Here is an 18,492-nt window from a genome sequence, read left to right on the forward strand (position 1 = left end):
TACATCATAAATAGCAACATAATCACCTATGAGGAAGCCACCGTGGAAAAAATCTGGTTAGATAAAAGTTATCCTAGTGATGTGCCATTCGAAATAGATGCAGATAAGTACCCATCTATTGTGGCTATGTTTCACAAATATACGACAAAGTTTAGTGATAAAACCGCTTTTATTAATATGGGAGCATCTATTACTTACACTGAGTTTGCAGTTCAAGCAACGGCTTTTGCTGCGTATTTACAACAAGACTTAGGTTTACAAAAAGGCGATAAACTGGCCATTATGGTACCTAACTGTTTGCAGTACCCAATTGCTTTATTTGGTGCACTTTTAGCTGGTTTAACCGTTGTAAATGTAAATCCCTTATATACCTCACGAGAGCTAGAGCATCAGTTAAAAGATTCTGATACCAAAGCGATAGTTATTATCGAAAATTTTGCGAATACACTTGAGAAAATTGTTGCAAACACGGATGTTAAACATATTATTGTGACTTCACTTGGTGATCGCCTAGGTATGCTTAAAGGTACTATAGTTAACTGTGTTGTTAAGTACGTTAAAAAAATGGTACCGGCTTATCATCTTCCTCAAGCTGTGCTATTTAATACCGTGTTAAAACGTGGAAGTGAATTAACATTTGAGCCAGTTACACTAACTGGCAACGACCTTGCCTTTTTACAATATACCGGTGGTACAACAGGTCCTTCTAAAGGTGCGATGTTAACGCATCGAAATATGGTGGCCAACTTATTACAGGCTAAAGCCGCTATCAACCCCATGTTAAAAGAAGGCGAAGAAATAGTGGTAACAGCTTTACCGCTTTATCATATATTTGCATTAACAGCCAACTGCTTAACTTTTATTACTTTAGGTGGTACCAACTTATTAATTACTAACCCTAGAGACATGCCCGCTTTTGTTAAAGAATTGTCTAAACATCGCTTTACTGCAATTACCGGAGTTAATACGTTATTCAATGGGTTATTAAATACTCCAGGTTTTAGTGATATTGATTTTAGTACATTAAAAATGTCTTTAGGCGGTGGTATGGCTGTACAGCGGCCTGTGGCTGAACGTTGGAAAAAAGTTACGGATACACGTTTATTAGAAGGTTACGGATTAACAGAATGTGCACCCTTAGTAACTATCAGCCCATACACACTCACTGATTACGATGGTAGTATCGGACTTCCTGCTTCATCTACTGATGTTAAAATTATGCTTGATGACGGTAGCGAAGCACCAATAGGCGAGTCTGGTGAAATGTGGGTTAAAGGCCCGCAGGTAATGTTAGGCTATTATAACAGTGAAGCCGCTACCGCTGAAGTATTAAAAGATGGTTGGTTCGCTACTGGCGATATAGCAAAAATGGACGATAGGGGCTTTTTTACCATTGTTGATCGTAAAAAAGATATGATTATTGTATCCGGCTTTAATGTTTACCCAAATGAAATTGAAGAAGTATTAGCCATGCACGATGACGTACTAGAATCAGCGGCAATTGGTATTCAAAGCGAGGGCAGTGGCGAAATAGTTAAAGTTTTTGTGGTCAGTAAAACAGATGATTTAGATGAAGAGACTTTGATTAAGCATTGTCGTAAATACTTAACAAGTTATAAAGTACCTAAACTTGTAGAGTTTCGTAAAGAGTTACCTAAAACTAATGTAGGTAAGATTTTACGAAGAGAATTGCGGTAATTTGTGATATTGTCTTTCAAAATAAAAGACTTTTAAAATAGTCGTTAACTGTACGATAGTGCTATTTTTTTTACTTCAAGTAGTATTATGATTAATTTATTATTTATTTACTCTTGATTTTATGATTGTTAATAATAAAATAACATGATAGTAAACAAGGGTTTTGTGCTTTTTTTGCTCGTTTTTTTAGTTGTTACTTATATTTATAGATTAAATGGAATATATATATTAAATAGTTGACAACACATTGAGTTACCATTACATTTGTTGCTGTTGTAACTATAGAGACGGAAGAATTTATAAATTCACTTTTTATAGTTCGTTGTGTTAATTTAAATGCCCTTAAGTATTTTAGGTTTAGCAATTTATTAATAAATGGAAAAGGCATGCCAATTATTTCTTTTTTGACGTTTTGTTAAAATAAGATAACTGGGGCAGGCTAATTACCGCGACTTATTTCAAAAAACCTCAACAGAGTTAATAAAATAAGTACAATGTATAATAGTTTTAATTTAATAAAACGCGTTTGATAAGTCATATTTCAGCATTGGTAATATGATAAACATAAAATGGAGTAAACTAGAAATGAAAAAATTTAATTTAGCAGCGTTACCTTTAGCGGTAGCTGGTGTTTTTGCATCAACTTCTGCTTTTGCTGGTACTGAAGCTTGTTTTGAAGTATACAAAACAACAAATGATGCTGCGGGCGTAGTTGAAGCTCATGATATACTATATACACCTGCAGCTTGTACTACAACTCGTACAGTAGCAGGTGCTACATCATTAGCATCAGTTGTAAATACTTCAATCGCATGGGAATTAACAGGCGACGTAGATGTAGATTTAGAAACTACAGGCGCTCTTCCACGTAGCGTTATTGTATATATCCCTACTACAGATATTCCACCAGCTTCACGTATTACTATGGAACTTTCTGGTGCTGATTTCGGTACAGCTAACGCTAACCAAATTTATTTAGTAAGCAAAGATTTAGCTACAGGTGAATACCAAACAGTAGCCTCTTCTGATGGTTCATTTAACGACACTTCTAAAGTTGAGTTTTTAACTAAAGCTGGTGTAACTATCGGTGCTGGTACTCGTTTGATGTTATCTCAAACTAACCCTGAAGGCGTAGCTGAAGACGGTACTTTAATTGAATCTATTGCGATTCATATTGAAAACGATGAAACTTGTAATATCGACCCTGAAGTGACTATTAAAGCTATCAGCGCATTTACTGATGCGGGTACTATTATTGCCGGTGGTAAAAGTTCAAACACTGGTGCAACAGCTATTGTTGACATTAGCGAGCAGTTTGAAATTGTTGTAAGCCCACAAGCAACAAACGAAATTTTAGTTGATGCTGAAGATCCTTCTTTCCGTCAAGAATTTGTTGTAGAGCAAAATGGTTCTGGCGATTGGGTTGGTCAAGTAATCTCTACAGATGGTTCTATTGATACATCAGCATTCTGGGAAACTAGATTTGTAAACAACCATGACTCTCTTGATCAAGCTGTAGCTGTACATGCAGATGACGAAGTTATCTTGTCTACATATACTACAGCTCCTACTGGTGATGGCGTTACATTATCTTTATTAGCTAACATCGGTGATGGTGCGTTTGATAACCTTGGTAATGGTACTGTTTTAGATGCTGCACAAGCTGACCACATTACTATTGCTGCTGACACTGATGTTCAATTAGTTGATATTGAAGATTTAGGTACTGACTTAATTCCATTAACTGAAACGTCAATGTCTTATGACATCGATGCTGCTGAATTGTTCCCAAGTGATGCTGACACAAATGTATTTGTTGCTGCTCGTTTAATGAACTCTGATGATGAAGTAATGGAGTTTAACTACGAAGTTAAGACTACTTGGAGCATGGACTTTAACAACTCTGCTTATTTAGATAAGAACGGTTGTGAAACACCTACTCCATTCGAAGTTGGCGTTAACGGTGCTGTATTAAAAGTTCCTTACGCTTTAACTGACGCTAGCTCTGGTTTTGTTCGTATTACAAGTGAACATACTACAGAAGCAACTATTTTCATGGATATCTTCGATGAGTCATCAAATGAAGAGAAAAATGTTAACTTAGGTCAAATTGCTCCTAAAGCTTCTAACGTATTAAGAACTAGTGACTTATTAGCTGCTGCAAAATCTGCAGGTTATGCAGGTACTGGTAGTCGTCATACTATGACATTTACTGTTACTGCACCTAAGAACAAAGTTCACGGTGTATCTGTGCAAACAGTTCCTGGCGGCGTTGACCGTGTATTACCAGTTCTTGATCAAAACGATTGGTCTGAGTAATTATCAAGTTGTTTAATAACTTACCTTTATAGATAAGTTATTAAAATAACTGATAGAGATTGAATAAAAGCCTCCTTTTGGAGGTTTTTTTTTATTATAATTTTTATTTTTTCATATATTAAAAATCATTAAGGAATATTATGCGATTACTCCCTTTAATTACGATAGCAACGTCAATGTTGTTAACGCTTTTGGTTAGTTCTTGTGGTACTGAAAAAGATAATGTTGAACAAGACACTGCTTCCATGACTGAAGCACAAAAAATAGAGGTATTAAAATCTCATATTGAACACCTTACTAAACAGATTTCGGTACTTAATCGTAACCAACAAGCTATTGCTGATAAATTAGGGATAACTAAAGCTAGTAGCCCTTCGAGCTCAACAAACCCTAATCAACAACCTACTATTGATATTAGTACGAGTGCGAGTGTAGGTGACGCTAATGCCAAAGTGGTAATGGTTGAATTTACTGATCTACATTGCCCATTTTGTAAAAGGTTTCATGATGAGCGCTTACCTGAGTTAACAAAAGCGTATATTGAAACAGGTAAATTACGTTTTGTTGGTAAGAATTACCCTATACAGCAGTTACACCCAAATGCCGCTGTAGCTGCATTTTCACTAGAGTGTGCTCGTGAAGAAGGAGCTTACAAAGAAGCAAAAGCATGGTTGTTTGCTCGTGGTAAAAATTTCACTAAAAATAATATCACAGAATTTACCACAGCTATGAAGCTAGACAATGATAAGTTTAACCAATGTGTTGGCTCTGCAAAAACAGCTGAACAAATTAATAATGATATGAAAATAGCAAGATTAATTGGTATCAAAAGTACACCGTCGTTTGTTATTGGGTTAGAAAAAGATGGTAAACTTGTTGACTGGAAAATTATAACTGGCTCGCAGCCAATGGAAAATTTTGCTAAAGCCATTGACGAATATACAGAGTTAGCAGAAACTGAAAGTTAAAATTAACTTGATATAGTTGAGCAGATATAAGTATGAATATCTGCTCATTTATAAGTATTTATCAAATAATACCAATTTTACAAACTAAGTGATCATTTATAAGGGCTAAAAGCACTAACTACAGCGTTATTTATTTAATAATTAGAACAACTAGTTATGTAAATAAATGCCTTGTATTTAATGATTTTATCTCCGTCTAAAATAGAAAACTTAATTAATGAAACTGGTATAAGAATTAAGTAGTTGGTATTGTTGGAGTTTTTATGTTGTCAGAAAATAAAGTAAAACCTATTTTAGCTTGTGGTTTAACAAGAAAAAATAAAAGTGGCTTTACTTTGGTTGAGTTACTTATTGTTATGGTTATTTTAGGGTTACTAGCCTCGCTGGTTGCTCCTAAGATGTTTGGTAAAATAGGCTCGTCTAAACAAGGCACGGCTAAAACGCAAATGGAATTGTTTTCAACATCGTTAGATATGTATCGCCTTGATTTAGGTAACTATCCGGCAACGCTTGATGAATTAAGATCGTCAGATAAAGCTAATTGGCAAGGCCCTTATTTACCCAAAGATATTCCTAATGACCCATGGGGTAATAGTTATATCTATAAGTTTCCTGGTGACAATGGTGAATATGATTTAATAAGTTATGGTAGTGACGGCAAAGAAGGCGGTACTGATGAAGCCAGTGATATCAGCTATTAACAATGCTAATAACGGTAACAACGTGAGTAAAATTGAATACCTAACCACGGTATTAGGTATTGATAACAACAAAATAGCAGAAGCAACTAAACTACAACAAAATTTAGGAACAAGTTTAGAACGTACCTTACTGTCTATTGGAGCGTTAGAAGAAAACCAACTGCCTTATTTATATGCCAAATTATATAACGCTACAGTCTTATCATCAAAAGCAGAAGTATTAGATAGCGAAAAGGTAGCGTTATTATTACCAAAAATAAATAGTGAATTTTTGTTGTCTGCCGGTGCTGTTCCTGTAGCGCTTGAAGCAAATACTTTATCTTTGGCTATTTCTACCTTAGAGCATTGGTCATTAGTTGACTATTTACGTCTATTACCGTTTGAAATTGATTATTTATTTTGTACAAGTAAACAACTCGATTTATTAAAAGAGCAGTATGAAATAAACTGGCAAACAGCTAAGCATAATCAAGTTGGCCAACAATATGTTGGTGAGGGCGAAATAGAGCGACTAAAAGAGCTTGCTCAAGGCGCACCTACTGTTTCTTTCGTTAATCATTTAATTAGTGAAGGAGTAAAGCTAGGGGCTTCAGATTTACATATTGAACCCGTAGCAAGCCGTTATCGTGCTCGTTATCGCGTTGACGGTATTTTACATGAAGCTGATGCTATTCCACAAAATTTACAGCTTGCGGTTATTTCTCGAATTAAAATCCTTTCAGGTATGGATATTGCCGAAAAACGTCGCCCTCAAGATGGCAAGATTGAAACCAGAGCCAATAATATTGAATTAGATATACGTTGTTCTTCTTTACCGCTTGGTGAGGGGGAAAGTATGGTAATGCGCTTTTTAATCAAAAGTTCAGTGCAATATGATTTAGCTACTTTAGGTTATGAAAGTGATTTAGCTGAACGTATACAAGCAGATTTAAAAAAAACGGCGGGTGTTATTTTAATGACGGGGCCTACAGGCTCTGGTAAAACCACAAGTTTATATTCCTACCTTAATCAACTTAATCGTCCTGAAGTAAAAATAATTACTTTAGAAGATCCGATAGAATATCAGTTAGAAGGCATTAACCAAGTACAGATAAATAATGATATTGGTTTTGATTTTGCTAAAGGTTTACGTAGTATTGTTAGACAAGATCCTGATGTAATTATGGTTGGGGAAATACGTGATAATGAAACAGCAAGAATTGCTTTACAGTCAGCATTAACAGGACACTTAGTTTTTAGTACTGTACATACTAACGATGCAGCGACTGCTTATACTCGATTACTTGATTTAGGTGTGCAGGAATATTTACTTAATGCGGCACTCGTTTCCATTTTAGCACAACGTTTAGTACGTAAGCTTTGTAGCTGTGCACAATTAAAGTCACCTGAAGAAATAGCCGCATTAACACAACAATATGATTTGTCTACCTTAGCAGAAAAATTTAATGTTGATGATATTGAACTTAAAAATGTGGTGGGTTGTGATAAATGCGGACATACGGGCTTTCAAGGTCGTGTTGCTTTATTAGAATATTTACCTTGCGATAATGAAATAAAGCAAATGCCTAAAGGAGAAAACTTCTTTAAAGATGCCGCTGAGTATATGCAAAGCAATAATTTGCGAAGTTTAAAACAAGACGGTTATTTAAAAGCAATTAAAGGTCAAACTACGTTAGAAGAAGTATTGCGGGTAGCAGGATGAGTCAAAAATATAAGTATAAAGCGCTTACTCATTCTGGTGATAAGGTAAGTGACTATTTATTTGCGGTTGATGAATCAGCCGCACGTAGTGAACTAAAAAAACAATCCTTAATTGTTGTCTCGGTTGAGCTTGATGCAGAAAAGAGTTTTTTTAGTAATAAAAAAAATGCAAGTGCGTCAGATGTTGAGCAATCTACTAATCAGTTAGCAACGTTATTAGAAAATGGTTTGAGAATAAATGATGCCCTAGAGGTGTTAATTGATACTGCACCTTCTGAAGCTTTAGGTAAAGTTTGGCATGAAGTATTTATTGATGTCCAAGCTGGTACTCCTTTATATAAATCATTACAAAAATATCCTGAGTTGTTTGATGTGCTTTATCTTGAAATGACCAATATCGCTGAAAATACAGGAACACTGCCTGCTGTTTTTCGCAGTTTGGCTGACAACTTGGCTTTTCAACGCGATTTGAAAAGTAAAACAATTCAGGCATTAACTTATCCGTTAATTATTTTTATGGTTTGTCTTTGTGCTGTTTTCGCCATTTTTAACTTTGTTATTCCTAATATGGAGAGTATTTTTACTTCTGCTACGGAGTTGCCTGGTTATACTCAATGGTTGTTAGAGAGTAGTCGCTTTGTTAGTCAAAATAATTTATTAATATTTATTTTAATGGCTGGGTTTGTATTGACCCTTATTACGCTATGGAGACAAGAATCAACTCGGCAAACCTTAATACAGTGGATTTCTGTTATGCCTTTATTGGGGGGGATGATCGACAAAGCTGAGCAAATTCGTTTTTCTTCTGCGATGACGTTAACTCTGCAAAGTGGTTTGAATTTATCTGAGTCATTAGCATTAAGTATAAAAACACTTAATTCGGCTGTTAATAAACAACAATTAGAATTAGCAAAAATTAAGGTAGATGCAGGCTCACCATTGGCTGAAAGCCTTTCTTCTAGTTATTTTTTAGATAGAATTTCTTTATCACTTATTAAGGTTGGTGAACAAAGTGGTACTCTTGATAGCTCTTTTGCTGAAGTTACACGTAGATCTAAAACTAATTTTGAGTCATGGATGATTAAATTAACGTCTTTATTAGAGCCACTATTAATTCTCATTATGGGGGGGATTGTTGGTGGTGTCGTTGTCGTTATGTTATTAAGTATTGTCTCTGTTAATGATATTTCATTATAAAAGGCTTAACTAATGGCTCATAACTTAAAAGCTTATCAAAAAAATATCGGTTTTACATTAATTGAGTTGTTAGTGGTTATGGTGATTTTAGGTATTACCTCTAGCCTAGTTGCCCCTGATATGTTTGCTATTGTTAAACGTAGCCAAGCTAAAACTGAACTTGAAAAAATTAAAGCAATAGCGGCTCTGAGTATCGAGCGAAGTTTTTTTTCATCGAGTAAAATAGCTATAAAATTTAGTGAAAATAAAGTGACTTTTTCTCAAAATGATAATGCTGTTGTACCATCAAATAAAACATTGAAAACGATAGAAAGTAGTTTTTTTACGTTTGCAGATACAGATATTGTTATCATCAATGGTCAATGGCAAGGTAATGAAGCAGTTAAAATAACAAAAAGTCCTGAAAATAAATTACAAGAGTTTGTATTAATTGATATGTCTCGCTCTTTACTTGGAAAAGTAAACGCTAGTGAAGTGGGCAATATTGAAACAAATAATAGCAATACTGAAAATGTTGATAGCTTAATTGAAAGTAATGAAGTTGATTTATAATGAATAGTAAATTTTCAGTTAAGATGAAGCATAAATCCACCGGAATGACCTTAATTGAAGTTCTTATTGCTTCTGTTATTCTCTTTGCAGCAATAGGTACAATCTCAGGTATACATAGAGTCTTAAATCATTACCAACGGCAAAACCTTGCTGATTATGCATTATTACTGAATCAGCAATCGTTTTTTGATTACCTTTCTTATTCATTAGGTCAAAAAATAGTATCAGGTACTTATAATATCAATGAGTATCAACTGGTGTGGCAAGCAAAGTTGAAAGATCGCGCACCTGTGATCTCTCAATTTGATCCCGATGGTCTTGCGGAAAGTGCATTTTCAGAGCGAGGCCACATTACACTTTATCAAATAACCTACCACCTTAACAAATATCCGGAAAAATCCTTTGAAATTACTTTATTCACCACTGAAGACATTCAAGCATCAACAGGGTTTTAGTTTATTAGAAGCGCTTATCGCTTCAACTATATTTGCTGCGGTATTATTAATAGCCTCATCGGCTTTTAAGTTTTTTATGTCGATGAGTTCAAGATCTGTTAATAGTGAGCAAGTTATGCAAGAAACTATGAATTCAATACAGCTGAGGAATGCCATTAAAGGGTTACATCATTATTATTTACGTGAAAATGCTATTAGTTTAAAGGATGCAAAACCTTTTTTCAGGGGTAATGAAGAAGGGTTTACAGGTATTACTCTTGACGGCATAAACTTTGTAAATCAACCAGTGCGCATAACGTTGTCAATACTTAATAATGACAACAATATAAGTAATCTTGTTTATTGTGAATACAGTAATAAGTTAACTTTTCCTACTGCTGATATAACGGCCAAATGTGATCAGCCAAAAGTGTTAGCGGCTAATGTTACTGACGTTGCTTTTGATTATTTTGGCTGGTCATCACGGGATGCGCTTTATAACCTTAGTGGAACCATAGGAAATACGGGTACGAGTAGAAAAGGCTGGTTGAAATTATGGCGAGGAGAGCTACAGGGATTATTACCTCAGTATATACGTGTTGTTATTCGTTATAACAATGAAATTAATAATACAAAACCGTATCAACCAACACAATTATGGTTTCAAATTACAGATGCTGATCCTGTTCAGTTTAATGTCAATGGTTCAAGTAGTAATGAGTTTTAATTTTTATTTATTTAATAGTAAGTTATTTTTATATGGGTGTTTATAAGTGATAGGTAGTATTTATTATGGGTAATAGAACACGTGGTGCTGCACTTATTATCGTTCTTTTTATTGCCGCTATATTAGGGAGCATGGCTACCCTGATGATTGTAAAAACCAAACAACATATAGAACGAATTACCATTGCTAAAGACTTTATGCAGGCTGAACGGTTACTGATTAGTGATATGAGTGAGTTGATTTTTGTTACCCAAACAACTCCGTATGCCATTTTTGGTGACAATACAGACTTTACTGTTTTTAATACTTTACCAAAAAATATAAATTTACAAGGTGTACCTTTTGTTTTCCAAAATTCTGAATTTAGACTTCAAGATATGGGCGGCTTGATTCCTCTTCTACCATTTGATAAAACTTTATTTATACGCTATTTGGAGCATTTAGCTTGGCCTGATAGTCAAATACATCAATTTATTGATGTAATGCAAGATTGGCAAGATAATGATGGCTTTACACGAATAAATGGCGCAGAATCTTTTTCTTACAATGTTTTTGGTTACCCTTTAAATCAACCGTTACAGTCAGTAAATGAGATTGCCTTATTTGCCAACATAGAAAGCAAATATATTAATAGGCTAATTAATGACAATAATGTGACTTTGTTTGGTGCCGGAGCCACTACACTTGGTTATGCGCCTGATGACTTGTTGCCTGTTTTTAATACAGAGTTTGACGCTAAGTTAATACAAAAAACTCGAGATGAATCGCGAAAAAGTGATGATGCACTTTTGCCGAATCAATATCCTACCGGTAACTGGGTAATCAAAATTAGTACTAGCTATGGACAAGCAAAATCGAGTAAGATGCTGCATTTGGTTAGGCGCTTTGGCGAACTCAGACCTTTTGTTATAAGTCGTTAAAAAATATTAACGTTAAAGTGAATGTACCTGGGTTTTGTGTAGTTTGATAAAGGTTAAAATGTTAAAAGGTTACCACTTGATTGGTCAAGATTTATTATTGAGACAAGGTTCTTTATTCTGTTTGCCTTTTGAAAAAGAGGAAGAAGGAAGCAAGGAGCACAAAGATGATTTGATTACTCGAGTGCGTTTTTCTTGTTCTTTGACTTATGTTGCCCGCAACTCATACTGGGAAGGGATTGTTCAATATCCTACCACTAACCTTGTAGAAGTGTATAAAATAGTAAAATCTGAAATAGGAAATATTTCGCCTGTATCAGGCCATACCTTTGCTTATATTATCAATTCATCAAAAAAACAGACTACGGTATTATATTGTTGCTTTTCTGAAGAGGTTATCGCGAGTGCTGAGTCTTTAAATTTATGGCGACTTTTACCCGAGAGTCTTGTTTATTATCGTCATTTCTATGGAAAATCTGGTGTTTACTTAGCAAACCTAAATTTATTACCTGTTAATCATATTATAAAAGAACAAAACCGTAGCGATAATAAGTTAACGCAAAGTAGTGATATATTAATTAAAATAGATGGTGATACTTGTTCGTCTCTTCCTGTTGACCAAACTAAAGCGGATATGTTTACCGCTGCCATGATAGATGACGCGCAGATTATCGAAAAAAGTGAAATTGAAACCGTTTTTAATAAGTTTAACTTACTTAAAGCTATTGATTTTGCGGTTCAATGTATTTTATTTATTATAAATTTCTTTAATGAAAAAGGGCATTTAGCACGTTATTTTAGTATCGCGATCGTTACTTTTATTTTTACTTTTATGCTTGGTAAATCTGCTGTTTTAAATTGGCATAATAATTACCTAACCGACAAAGTAGCTGATGCAAAAAATGTAGCAGCACAAGCACTTAAAGTAACTAATGAACTCAATAGTATTAAAAGCGATATAGATAAAATAGATGCAGTGTTGGCGTTACAGCTTTCTAAACAAAAAGTCTTAAGATTATTAGCTAGCTTAGTTACCGAAGATAATGCGTTAGTTTTTTCAACAATAGATATTACTCCTGGTGAAATTCAATTACGTGGAACAGTTAAAAATTCAGCTAATTTACTTACAGCGCTATCTAAAGTTAATGGTTTTACTGAAGTAGAGTTTAACGCACCACCTGCCAGTTTAAAGGATGCTCAGGAAAGGTTTTTTATAAAGTTACGTTTCGATAACAATATAAATAAAGCAAAGTTAAAGAGTGAATCTAATGAATAAAAAGCAAGTCACTTTAATTATTTTAGCTTTATTGATATCAATAAAATTTATTTATTTACCTTGGTCTGAATGGACCAGTGAAATAGAAGATTCAACGGCGCGACTAAGTGCATATAATGCGAAGCAACAGTTGGTTATAGAAAATGAAGTGTTAACTCGAGAGCAACTTGAGAAACATAAAAGTAATTTTGTTCAGTTTATTAAGCCATTACCTACTATAAAAATAGGCGATAAAGCCAATACACTTTGGTTTTCATTACTTGATTCAGTTAAAAGTAAAGATATAAAAATTTATAATCAACGTGTTAATTTTGAAGAGTATGTTTCTGATGATGTAGGTTACGTAACGGGCACACTTTATATATCTGGTGAGCCGATAGATGTAATAAAAGCGATATTAAAATTAGAAGAACAAGGACCTTATGTTTTTTTAGAGCAAATAAAGCTTAATGGAAAAATAAGTAGAAAAGATGAAAACTTAGTCGCTCAACTTTACCTTAGGCAGTGGTTTTTAAAGCGAGATGAGGTGACTAATGATTAAAGCTAATAAACAAACCTTATTATCTATAGGTGCAGGTTTTCTATTAGGTGTTGTGTTTTTGGTAATTAATGTATTATTTACTGCTTTGGAACGCCCATCCTCTACAGCAAATAATTTAAAAGAAAGTATATTTTTACCAGATAATGACGTTAAAAATAATGAGGACTTATTAGCGATAATACTTAATTTATTTGCTTTTAATGTAGATGCTATTGAAACTGAAGACGTGTCGTTAACGCTTGAAAATATTAGTGTAAAAATTGTAGCGCAGTCTAAAGTCGGAGATGAAATACATACCTTGTTAGAGGTTATTACCCCAAAAGAAACAAAGCGCTTAGTAGTAACCACTGGGACTATTGTTAAAGGGTTTTTGATTAAATCTATCGATAATAAAGAAATTATATTAGTAAAAGATGATAAAGAATATACAGTTAAGCTGTTCCACCCTAAAGAACTCAACCAAAATAGAATAACAAATGATCTTAAGTAATAAATTTAATACCTATCAACTACTAATCATTGCTTTGTCTTTAGTATTAAACGCATGTAGCTCTACGGTAGAAGATACGCCAGATGATGAAGGTTTTGTTAAACCTGACTCTTTATTTATTGAAGAGTCTATTGTTTCAAAATCACCGGAAAGTCGAAGTGAATTTTCAGCTAGCGAGGTTAACGAAGATACCAAAGGTAACCCTAAAGTTACTTTGTCTACAGAGGCAGTCGCTAATGTTAGTGGTTTTGGGGTACTGGATAAATCAGCTAAAACAGCACCAATATTTAAAGATGATGAAAAGGTCTCTTTAAGTGTAGATAATATGACAACAGTTGAGTTTATTCATTATGTTTTTGATGAAGTACTCGATTTAAATTATATCATTTCGACACAGTTACAGAGTGATACTAAGAAAGTGTCACTTAATCTTAAAGAGCCTGTTGAAAAATCTGTACTTTATTCAACCAGTGCTCAGCTGTTAGCTGAAAATGATATTGCGATACTACGTAAAGACGATATTATATTTTTTCAGAACAAAGACAAAAATAAACGATATAACACCGCAGCCGTTGGAATAGGTCGTTTACCATCTGATGTGCCTGATACTACAGGTAAAATTGTTCAAATAATTCCTTATGTTTATACCAATAGCTCTAGTCTTAGTAGTGTTATTACTAAACTTACCGATGTAAGTGTACAAATTGACGCTAGACGCCGCATTGTTATGGTGGAAGGTACTGAAAAGGAGGTACTAGAGGTAATGCGTGTTTTACGCATGCTTGATGTACCTACTTCTTCTGGCGTAGAGATTAGGTTGGTAGATCTTGCTTATATAGCTCCAGGTGATTTAATTGAACAATTAAATGACCTATTAGAAAGTGATGGTTTTAAGGTTGGTAAAGGGCAAGATATTACTTTTGTTAGTATGCCGCGCTTAGGTGCTGTTGTTGTTTATGCTGTAAGTGAAAAAGCAATTGAACGGGTTGAGTTTTGGAGCAAGAAACTTGACATAGCTATTGCAGGTGATGAACCACAATTTTATGTTTATAGACCACTGTTTAATAAGGCGGCTGATTTAGGTGCGTCATTAGGCCCTATAATATCTTCAATATTAGGTACGGGGCAATCGAGTATCCCTCCGTCAGCAACTAATGCTAATAAAGAAGGTAGCAATGCTAATGCAACTAATTCAACTAACTCGATGTCGGTTGACGAAGTACAAAACTCATTAATATTTTATACAACAGCTGGCAAATATAGAAAGGTATTAACTTTACTCGAGCAGTTAGATCATTTACCTGGGCAAGTAATATTGGATATTGTCATTGCTGAAGTGACTTTATCTGATAATGTTTCATCAGGCATTGACTGGTTTTATAACTCCAAGGGGCATCCAGAAGGAGACAGTCTCTTAACAGCAGACCTGAAAAGCTCGGCAGGTAGTTTTAGTCTTTCTGCGGTAAGTGGAGATTGGAAAGCAGCCTTAGCCTTTTTAGAGCAGAAAACTAAGGTAAGGGTACTTGCCAAACCTTTTTTAATTGTTAAAGATGGTGAATCCGCATCGATTAACTCGGGTGATCAAGTTCCAACTATTACTCAAACAAGTACAAGTGATACAGACAATGTAACTAACTCGGTACAGTATGTAACTACGGGTATACAGGTTTCGGTTACACCAACAATAAATGCAAAAGGCTTGATTAATTTAGCGATATCTATGAGTAGCAGTGCATCTAAAGCTACCGATGGCTTTGAAGTTTCTACACCCACCATAACTAATAGAACAATTTCTACTAATATCTTTAGTTCTGATGGTCAAACAGTGGCCTTAGGTGGCCTTATTAGAGAAGATCTTGATGGTACGGGTAATCAAGTACCTCTGTTAGGCTCTATCCCCTTGTTGGGGGGGTTGTTTAGCTCTGAATCAGATTCATATTCTCGATCTGAATTAATGATGCTAATAACTTCAAAAGTGGTTAGAAATGTAGATGAAATTGATGAATTTAAAGATAATATTTTAGACTTATATAGTTTTCCTTTGGCTAAAAGCCCATTAGATAAAGTTGTAGATAGCGAACAAGAGGTTAATCTAAGTCAATAGGCTACTTAAAAGTAAATATTTATCTACTTGTGTACATAGCCTAAATGGGTTGTAAAAAAGGAGTATCTGCTTTAAACAGGCACTCCTTTTTTATTTTTAGTTTCGTCATCTTAGGTATGCGCCTAGCGAGCACACCTATTTTTTGAAAACCCTGGGTAATACCAATCTCACAAACTAAGTTATCATTTATACGGGCTAAAACCACTAACCACAGCGTCATTTAATAATTATAACAACTAGTTATGTAAATAAATGCCTTGTATTTAATGATTTTATCTTCGTCTAAAATAGATCACTTAATTAATGAAACGGGTATAACAAGTTCTCGATATTGGGCTTGGTTGGCACAGTCTTCAAGCCATGAAATAATCAAAGGTTATGTGTTGGTATGAGCACTATTAGCTGTTTGGTTAAGCAACCAACTTTTCCACCTTACCACAAACGGTTCGACCGAGTTTGGGGCATTTGAATTTGTGATCATCTAATCCCTTATACCACAACACAAAACCTGTGCTATCCCAATACAACAGTTTGAGCTTGTCCCAACCTTTATCACTAAACACAAACAGTGCGCCACTGAAGACCGGCAATTCGAGCTCAGCCTCGACTAAAGCTGCCAACCCATTAATTGATTTACGAAAATCGACGGCTTCGGCACATAAATAGACGATATCTATTGAGTTTTAATCACTTGTCTTGTCTTGTCTTAGCATTAGTATAAAATACGCCCAAATATTTAATTAGTTGGTTTAGGCTTGTGCAGTTTAGAAAAGATATAAATGGTTTAAGAGCCATAGCAGTAATAGCAGTTGTGCTATTTCATTTTAATGCTAGTTGGATGCCCGGCGGTTTTTCTGGCGTAGATGTGTTTTTTGTTATTTCTGGTTTCTTAATGACAGGGATAATATTCAGAGGTATTAAGCAAGAAAATTTTTCTATATTGAAGTTTTATGTTGCAAGAGCTAACAGGATCATACCAGCGTTAGCGGTTCTTTGTCTGGTTTTGTTAGTATTCGGTTGGTTCTACCTTACTCCACTTGATTACAAAGCATTAGGAAAGCACGTAGAAAGTAGTATGGGGTTTTTCTCCAATATTACATATTGGAGAGAATCTGGCTACTTTGGCGCAGCTTCACAAGAAAAATGGCTTTTACATACTTGGTCTTTATCTGCTGAATGGCAATTCTACATAATCTATCCATTAATCCTTGTTGCTATGAGAAAGTTTTTGTCTTTAAAAGCCATGAAAGCGACGGTTTTAGTTGGGACGGTGTTGGGCTTTATCTTCTGTGTTGTAGCTACTTATAAATGGCCTAATCCTGCCTATTATCTATTACCTACCAGAGCGTGGGAAATGATGATTGGTGGTGTTGCATATCTTTATCCGTTAAAACTGACAGAGAATAGAAAGAAAGTTTTTGAATGGGTTGGGTTAGCATTAATAATTTTATCTTATTTTTTTATTTCAAAAGAAAACTTATGGCCAGGTTATTTGGCTTTAATTCCTGTTCTTGGTGCGTTCTTGATAATCCAAGCTCAAAGGAATGACAGTACTGTAACAGGTAATATTTTATTTCAATCATTAGGTAAATGGTCTTACTCGATTTATCTATGGCACTGGCCTCTTGTAGTTGCAATATACTCATTTTCTTTAAATGAACAGTTTATATATTTAGGTGTTTTTCTCTCAGTATTCTTAGGTTTTCTCAGTAATAAGTATATAGAAACTATTAAGTTTAGAAGTAATTTTGGTGGGATATTAAGTTATTTAAAATGTAAACCTATTTATCTTGTTCTCATAATGGTGATGTTAGGTTCTTATACCTATTTATCTGATGGAATTAATCTATCTATAAGAGCTATAACTACAACAGAAGAAGCAAAATATATATATAAATATCACAGGGATAACTATAGTAAACATCTTCCCGAGGCGTATAGTCAACAATGTAATTTTTTTGATGGTAAATCTTATACAGCAAAAAAACATGATATACCTGATGAATGTATAAATAATGGGAAGGGTGGGATCTTTATCTGGGGTGATTCACACGCACAAGCTTTATCTTATGGGGTAAGAAAAGCATTTTCAGATATTAACATTAACCAAGTAACAAGTTCTGGTTGTAGACCTCTAATACAAGATGATCTAAAAACTACTGGTGAGTTTAAAATATCTTGTGATAGATCTAATGAAAAAGCAAAAAATCAAATATTAAAGATCAGGCCTGATGTTATTTTACTTGCTCAGAGAATTGGGCATGATGAAAATGACTATAATGAAATATTAAAATACATAAAAGATAATAATATTAAATCTAAGTTGGTTTTAATTGGTCCAGTCCCACAATGGGAACTAAGTTTGCCTAATGTTATTGCAAAAAGACATTTTGATAATCAAGAAAAATCAATAAATGATTTTTCTTTTGTAGGAGAAGTATTACTTATAAATAAAGAACTACATAGGAAATATGATTATTCTGAAATTGAATACATATCTTTGATCGATCAATTATGCGATGGGAATTATTGTTTAGCTAAGGTTGATAATGATAATACGCCTTTAGTTTGGGATTATGGTCATTTGTCTCTTGAAGGGTCAAAGTTTGTTGTTAGTAATTTTGTTAAAGATAGAATAACTCCTTATTTAAGTAATTAATAATCTTAAGGTCTTACATTTTGAAATAGAATGTTTTTTACTTTGAACATAATATTAATTTTTACTATCTTGTTAATCCTAATGTAGCTAAAAATTCATTGCAAGTGTATAAAAAAACATAAAAAGCCTCCTCATTAATATTTTAATGGGGAGGCTTTTTTGTATCGTAATTAATGTGAAGTGACATAGTCAATCGGTAATCCATTCG

At 34.2% G+C, this 18,492-nt stretch carries 16 protein-coding genes; 15 read left to right on the plus strand and 1 reads right to left on the minus strand.

Features of this window, described 5'->3' with window-relative positions; translation table 11 throughout:
• The first annotated feature begins 42 nt into the window (after window positions 1–42).
• From fadD to KO502_RS01505, 14 genes are all read left to right on the plus strand, one after another.
• Complete coding sequence (gene fadD, locus KO502_RS01440; protein WP_216020771.1) at window positions 43–1,698, plus strand: long-chain-fatty-acid--CoA ligase FadD; 1,656 nt, start codon at window positions 43–45, stop codon at window positions 1,696–1,698.
• A gap of 585 nt (window positions 1,699–2,283) precedes the next feature.
• On the plus strand, window positions 2,284–4,017 hold the full coding sequence (locus tag KO502_RS01445) for a hypothetical protein (protein WP_216020772.1): 1,734 nt from the start codon (window positions 2,284–2,286) through the stop codon (window positions 4,015–4,017).
• A 140-nt stretch (window positions 4,018–4,157) separates the two neighbouring features.
• The gene (locus KO502_RS01450; protein ID WP_216020773.1) at window positions 4,158–4,985 is read left to right on the plus strand and encodes a thioredoxin domain-containing protein; all 828 of its coding nucleotides are present in this window, start codon (window positions 4,158–4,160) and stop codon (window positions 4,983–4,985) included.
• A 263-nt stretch (window positions 4,986–5,248) separates the two neighbouring features.
• On the plus strand, window positions 5,249–5,686 hold the full coding sequence (gspG, locus tag KO502_RS01455) for a type II secretion system major pseudopilin GspG (RefSeq protein WP_216020774.1): 438 nt from the start codon (window positions 5,249–5,251) through the stop codon (window positions 5,684–5,686).
• A complete protein-coding gene (locus tag KO502_RS01460; protein ID WP_216020775.1) occupies window positions 5,661–7,388 on the plus strand; it encodes a GspE/PulE family protein in 1,728 nt (575 codons plus the stop codon). The genes gspG and KO502_RS01460 overlap by 26 nt, the downstream gene beginning before the upstream one ends.
• Window positions 7,385–8,584 (plus strand): type II secretion system F family protein, encoded by a 1,200-nt coding sequence (locus KO502_RS01465; protein WP_216020776.1) that lies wholly within the window; start codon window positions 7,385–7,387, stop codon window positions 8,582–8,584. The genes KO502_RS01460 and KO502_RS01465 overlap by 4 nt, the downstream gene beginning before the upstream one ends.
• 12 nt (window positions 8,585–8,596) lie before the next feature.
• Window positions 8,597–9,136 carry a prepilin-type N-terminal cleavage/methylation domain-containing protein gene (locus tag KO502_RS01470; protein WP_216020777.1) on the plus strand — a complete coding sequence of 180 codons (540 nt, stop codon included), beginning with the start codon at window positions 8,597–8,599 and terminating at the stop codon, window positions 9,134–9,136.
• Window positions 9,136–9,591, plus strand: a complete 456-nt coding sequence (locus KO502_RS01475; RefSeq protein WP_216020778.1) for a prepilin-type N-terminal cleavage/methylation domain-containing protein — start codon at window positions 9,136–9,138, stop codon at window positions 9,589–9,591. The genes KO502_RS01470 and KO502_RS01475 overlap by 1 nt, the downstream gene beginning before the upstream one ends.
• Window positions 9,539–10,297 (plus strand): prepilin-type N-terminal cleavage/methylation domain-containing protein, encoded by a 759-nt coding sequence (locus tag KO502_RS01480; protein ID WP_216020779.1) that lies wholly within the window; start codon window positions 9,539–9,541, stop codon window positions 10,295–10,297. The genes KO502_RS01475 and KO502_RS01480 overlap by 53 nt, the downstream gene beginning before the upstream one ends.
• A 65-nt stretch (window positions 10,298–10,362) precedes the next feature.
• Window positions 10,363–11,217 (plus strand): type II secretion system protein GspK, encoded by an 855-nt coding sequence (locus tag KO502_RS01485; RefSeq protein ID WP_216020780.1) that lies wholly within the window; start codon window positions 10,363–10,365, stop codon window positions 11,215–11,217.
• Between the two features lie 76 nt (window positions 11,218–11,293).
• Window positions 11,294–12,490 carry a hypothetical protein gene (locus tag KO502_RS01490; RefSeq protein WP_216020781.1) on the plus strand — a complete coding sequence of 399 codons (1,197 nt, stop codon included), beginning with the start codon at window positions 11,294–11,296 and terminating at the stop codon, window positions 12,488–12,490.
• Entirely contained in the window at window positions 12,483–13,031 is a 549-nt protein-coding gene (locus tag KO502_RS01495; protein ID WP_216020782.1) for a hypothetical protein, read from the plus strand. The genes KO502_RS01490 and KO502_RS01495 overlap by 8 nt, the downstream gene beginning before the upstream one ends.
• Window positions 13,024–13,521 carry a hypothetical protein gene (locus tag KO502_RS01500; protein ID WP_216020783.1) on the plus strand — a complete coding sequence of 166 codons (498 nt, stop codon included), beginning with the start codon at window positions 13,024–13,026 and terminating at the stop codon, window positions 13,519–13,521. Before KO502_RS01495 ends, KO502_RS01500 begins: the two co-directional genes overlap by 8 nt.
• Window positions 13,508–15,625, plus strand: a complete 2,118-nt coding sequence (locus KO502_RS01505) for a hypothetical protein (RefSeq protein WP_216020784.1) — start codon at window positions 13,508–13,510, stop codon at window positions 15,623–15,625. Before KO502_RS01500 ends, KO502_RS01505 begins: the two co-directional genes overlap by 14 nt.
• A gap of 410 nt (window positions 15,626–16,035) precedes the next feature.
• On the opposite strand, the gene tnpB is transcribed toward KO502_RS01505, so the two are convergent.
• Window positions 16,036–16,302, minus strand: a complete 267-nt coding sequence (tnpB, locus tag KO502_RS17285) for an IS66 family insertion sequence element accessory protein TnpB (protein ID WP_216020895.1) — start codon at window positions 16,300–16,302, stop codon at window positions 16,036–16,038.
• Between the two features lie 80 nt (window positions 16,303–16,382).
• On the opposite strand from tnpB, the gene KO502_RS17290 reads away from it, so the two are divergent.
• Window positions 16,383–18,284, plus strand: coding sequence for an acyltransferase family protein (locus KO502_RS17290; protein WP_354668291.1), 1,902 nt, complete (start codon window positions 16,383–16,385; stop codon window positions 18,282–18,284).
• Window positions 18,285–18,492: the final 208 nt, after the last annotated feature.

Source organism: Colwellia sp. E2M01 (assembly GCF_018860585.1).
Classification (GTDB): Bacteria; Pseudomonadota; Gammaproteobacteria; order Enterobacterales; family Alteromonadaceae; genus Colwellia.

Coding starts and splice junctions, on each gene's coding strand:
- KO502_RS01450 (WP_216020773.1), top strand. CDS start 4,158: ATGCGATTACTCCCTTTAATTACGATAGCAACGTCAATGTTGTTAACG.
- KO502_RS01495 (WP_216020782.1), top strand. CDS start 12,483: ATGAATAAAAAGCAAGTCACTTTAATTATTTTAGCTTTATTGATATCA.
- KO502_RS01485 (WP_216020780.1), top strand. CDS start 10,363: ATGGGTAATAGAACACGTGGTGCTGCACTTATTATCGTTCTTTTTATT.
- KO502_RS01445 (WP_216020772.1), top strand. CDS start 2,284: ATGAAAAAATTTAATTTAGCAGCGTTACCTTTAGCGGTAGCTGGTGTT.
- KO502_RS01505 (WP_216020784.1), top strand. CDS start 13,508: ATGATCTTAAGTAATAAATTTAATACCTATCAACTACTAATCATTGCT.
- KO502_RS01470 (WP_216020777.1), top strand. CDS start 8,597: ATGGCTCATAACTTAAAAGCTTATCAAAAAAATATCGGTTTTACATTA.
- gspG (WP_216020774.1), top strand. CDS start 5,249: ATGTTGTCAGAAAATAAAGTAAAACCTATTTTAGCTTGTGGTTTAACA.
- KO502_RS01465 (WP_216020776.1), top strand. CDS start 7,385: ATGAGTCAAAAATATAAGTATAAAGCGCTTACTCATTCTGGTGATAAG.
- KO502_RS01460 (WP_216020775.1), top strand. CDS start 5,661: ATGAAGCCAGTGATATCAGCTATTAACAATGCTAATAACGGTAACAAC.
- KO502_RS01500 (WP_216020783.1), top strand. CDS start 13,024: ATGATTAAAGCTAATAAACAAACCTTATTATCTATAGGTGCAGGTTTT.
- KO502_RS01475 (WP_216020778.1), top strand. CDS start 9,136: ATGAATAGTAAATTTTCAGTTAAGATGAAGCATAAATCCACCGGAATG.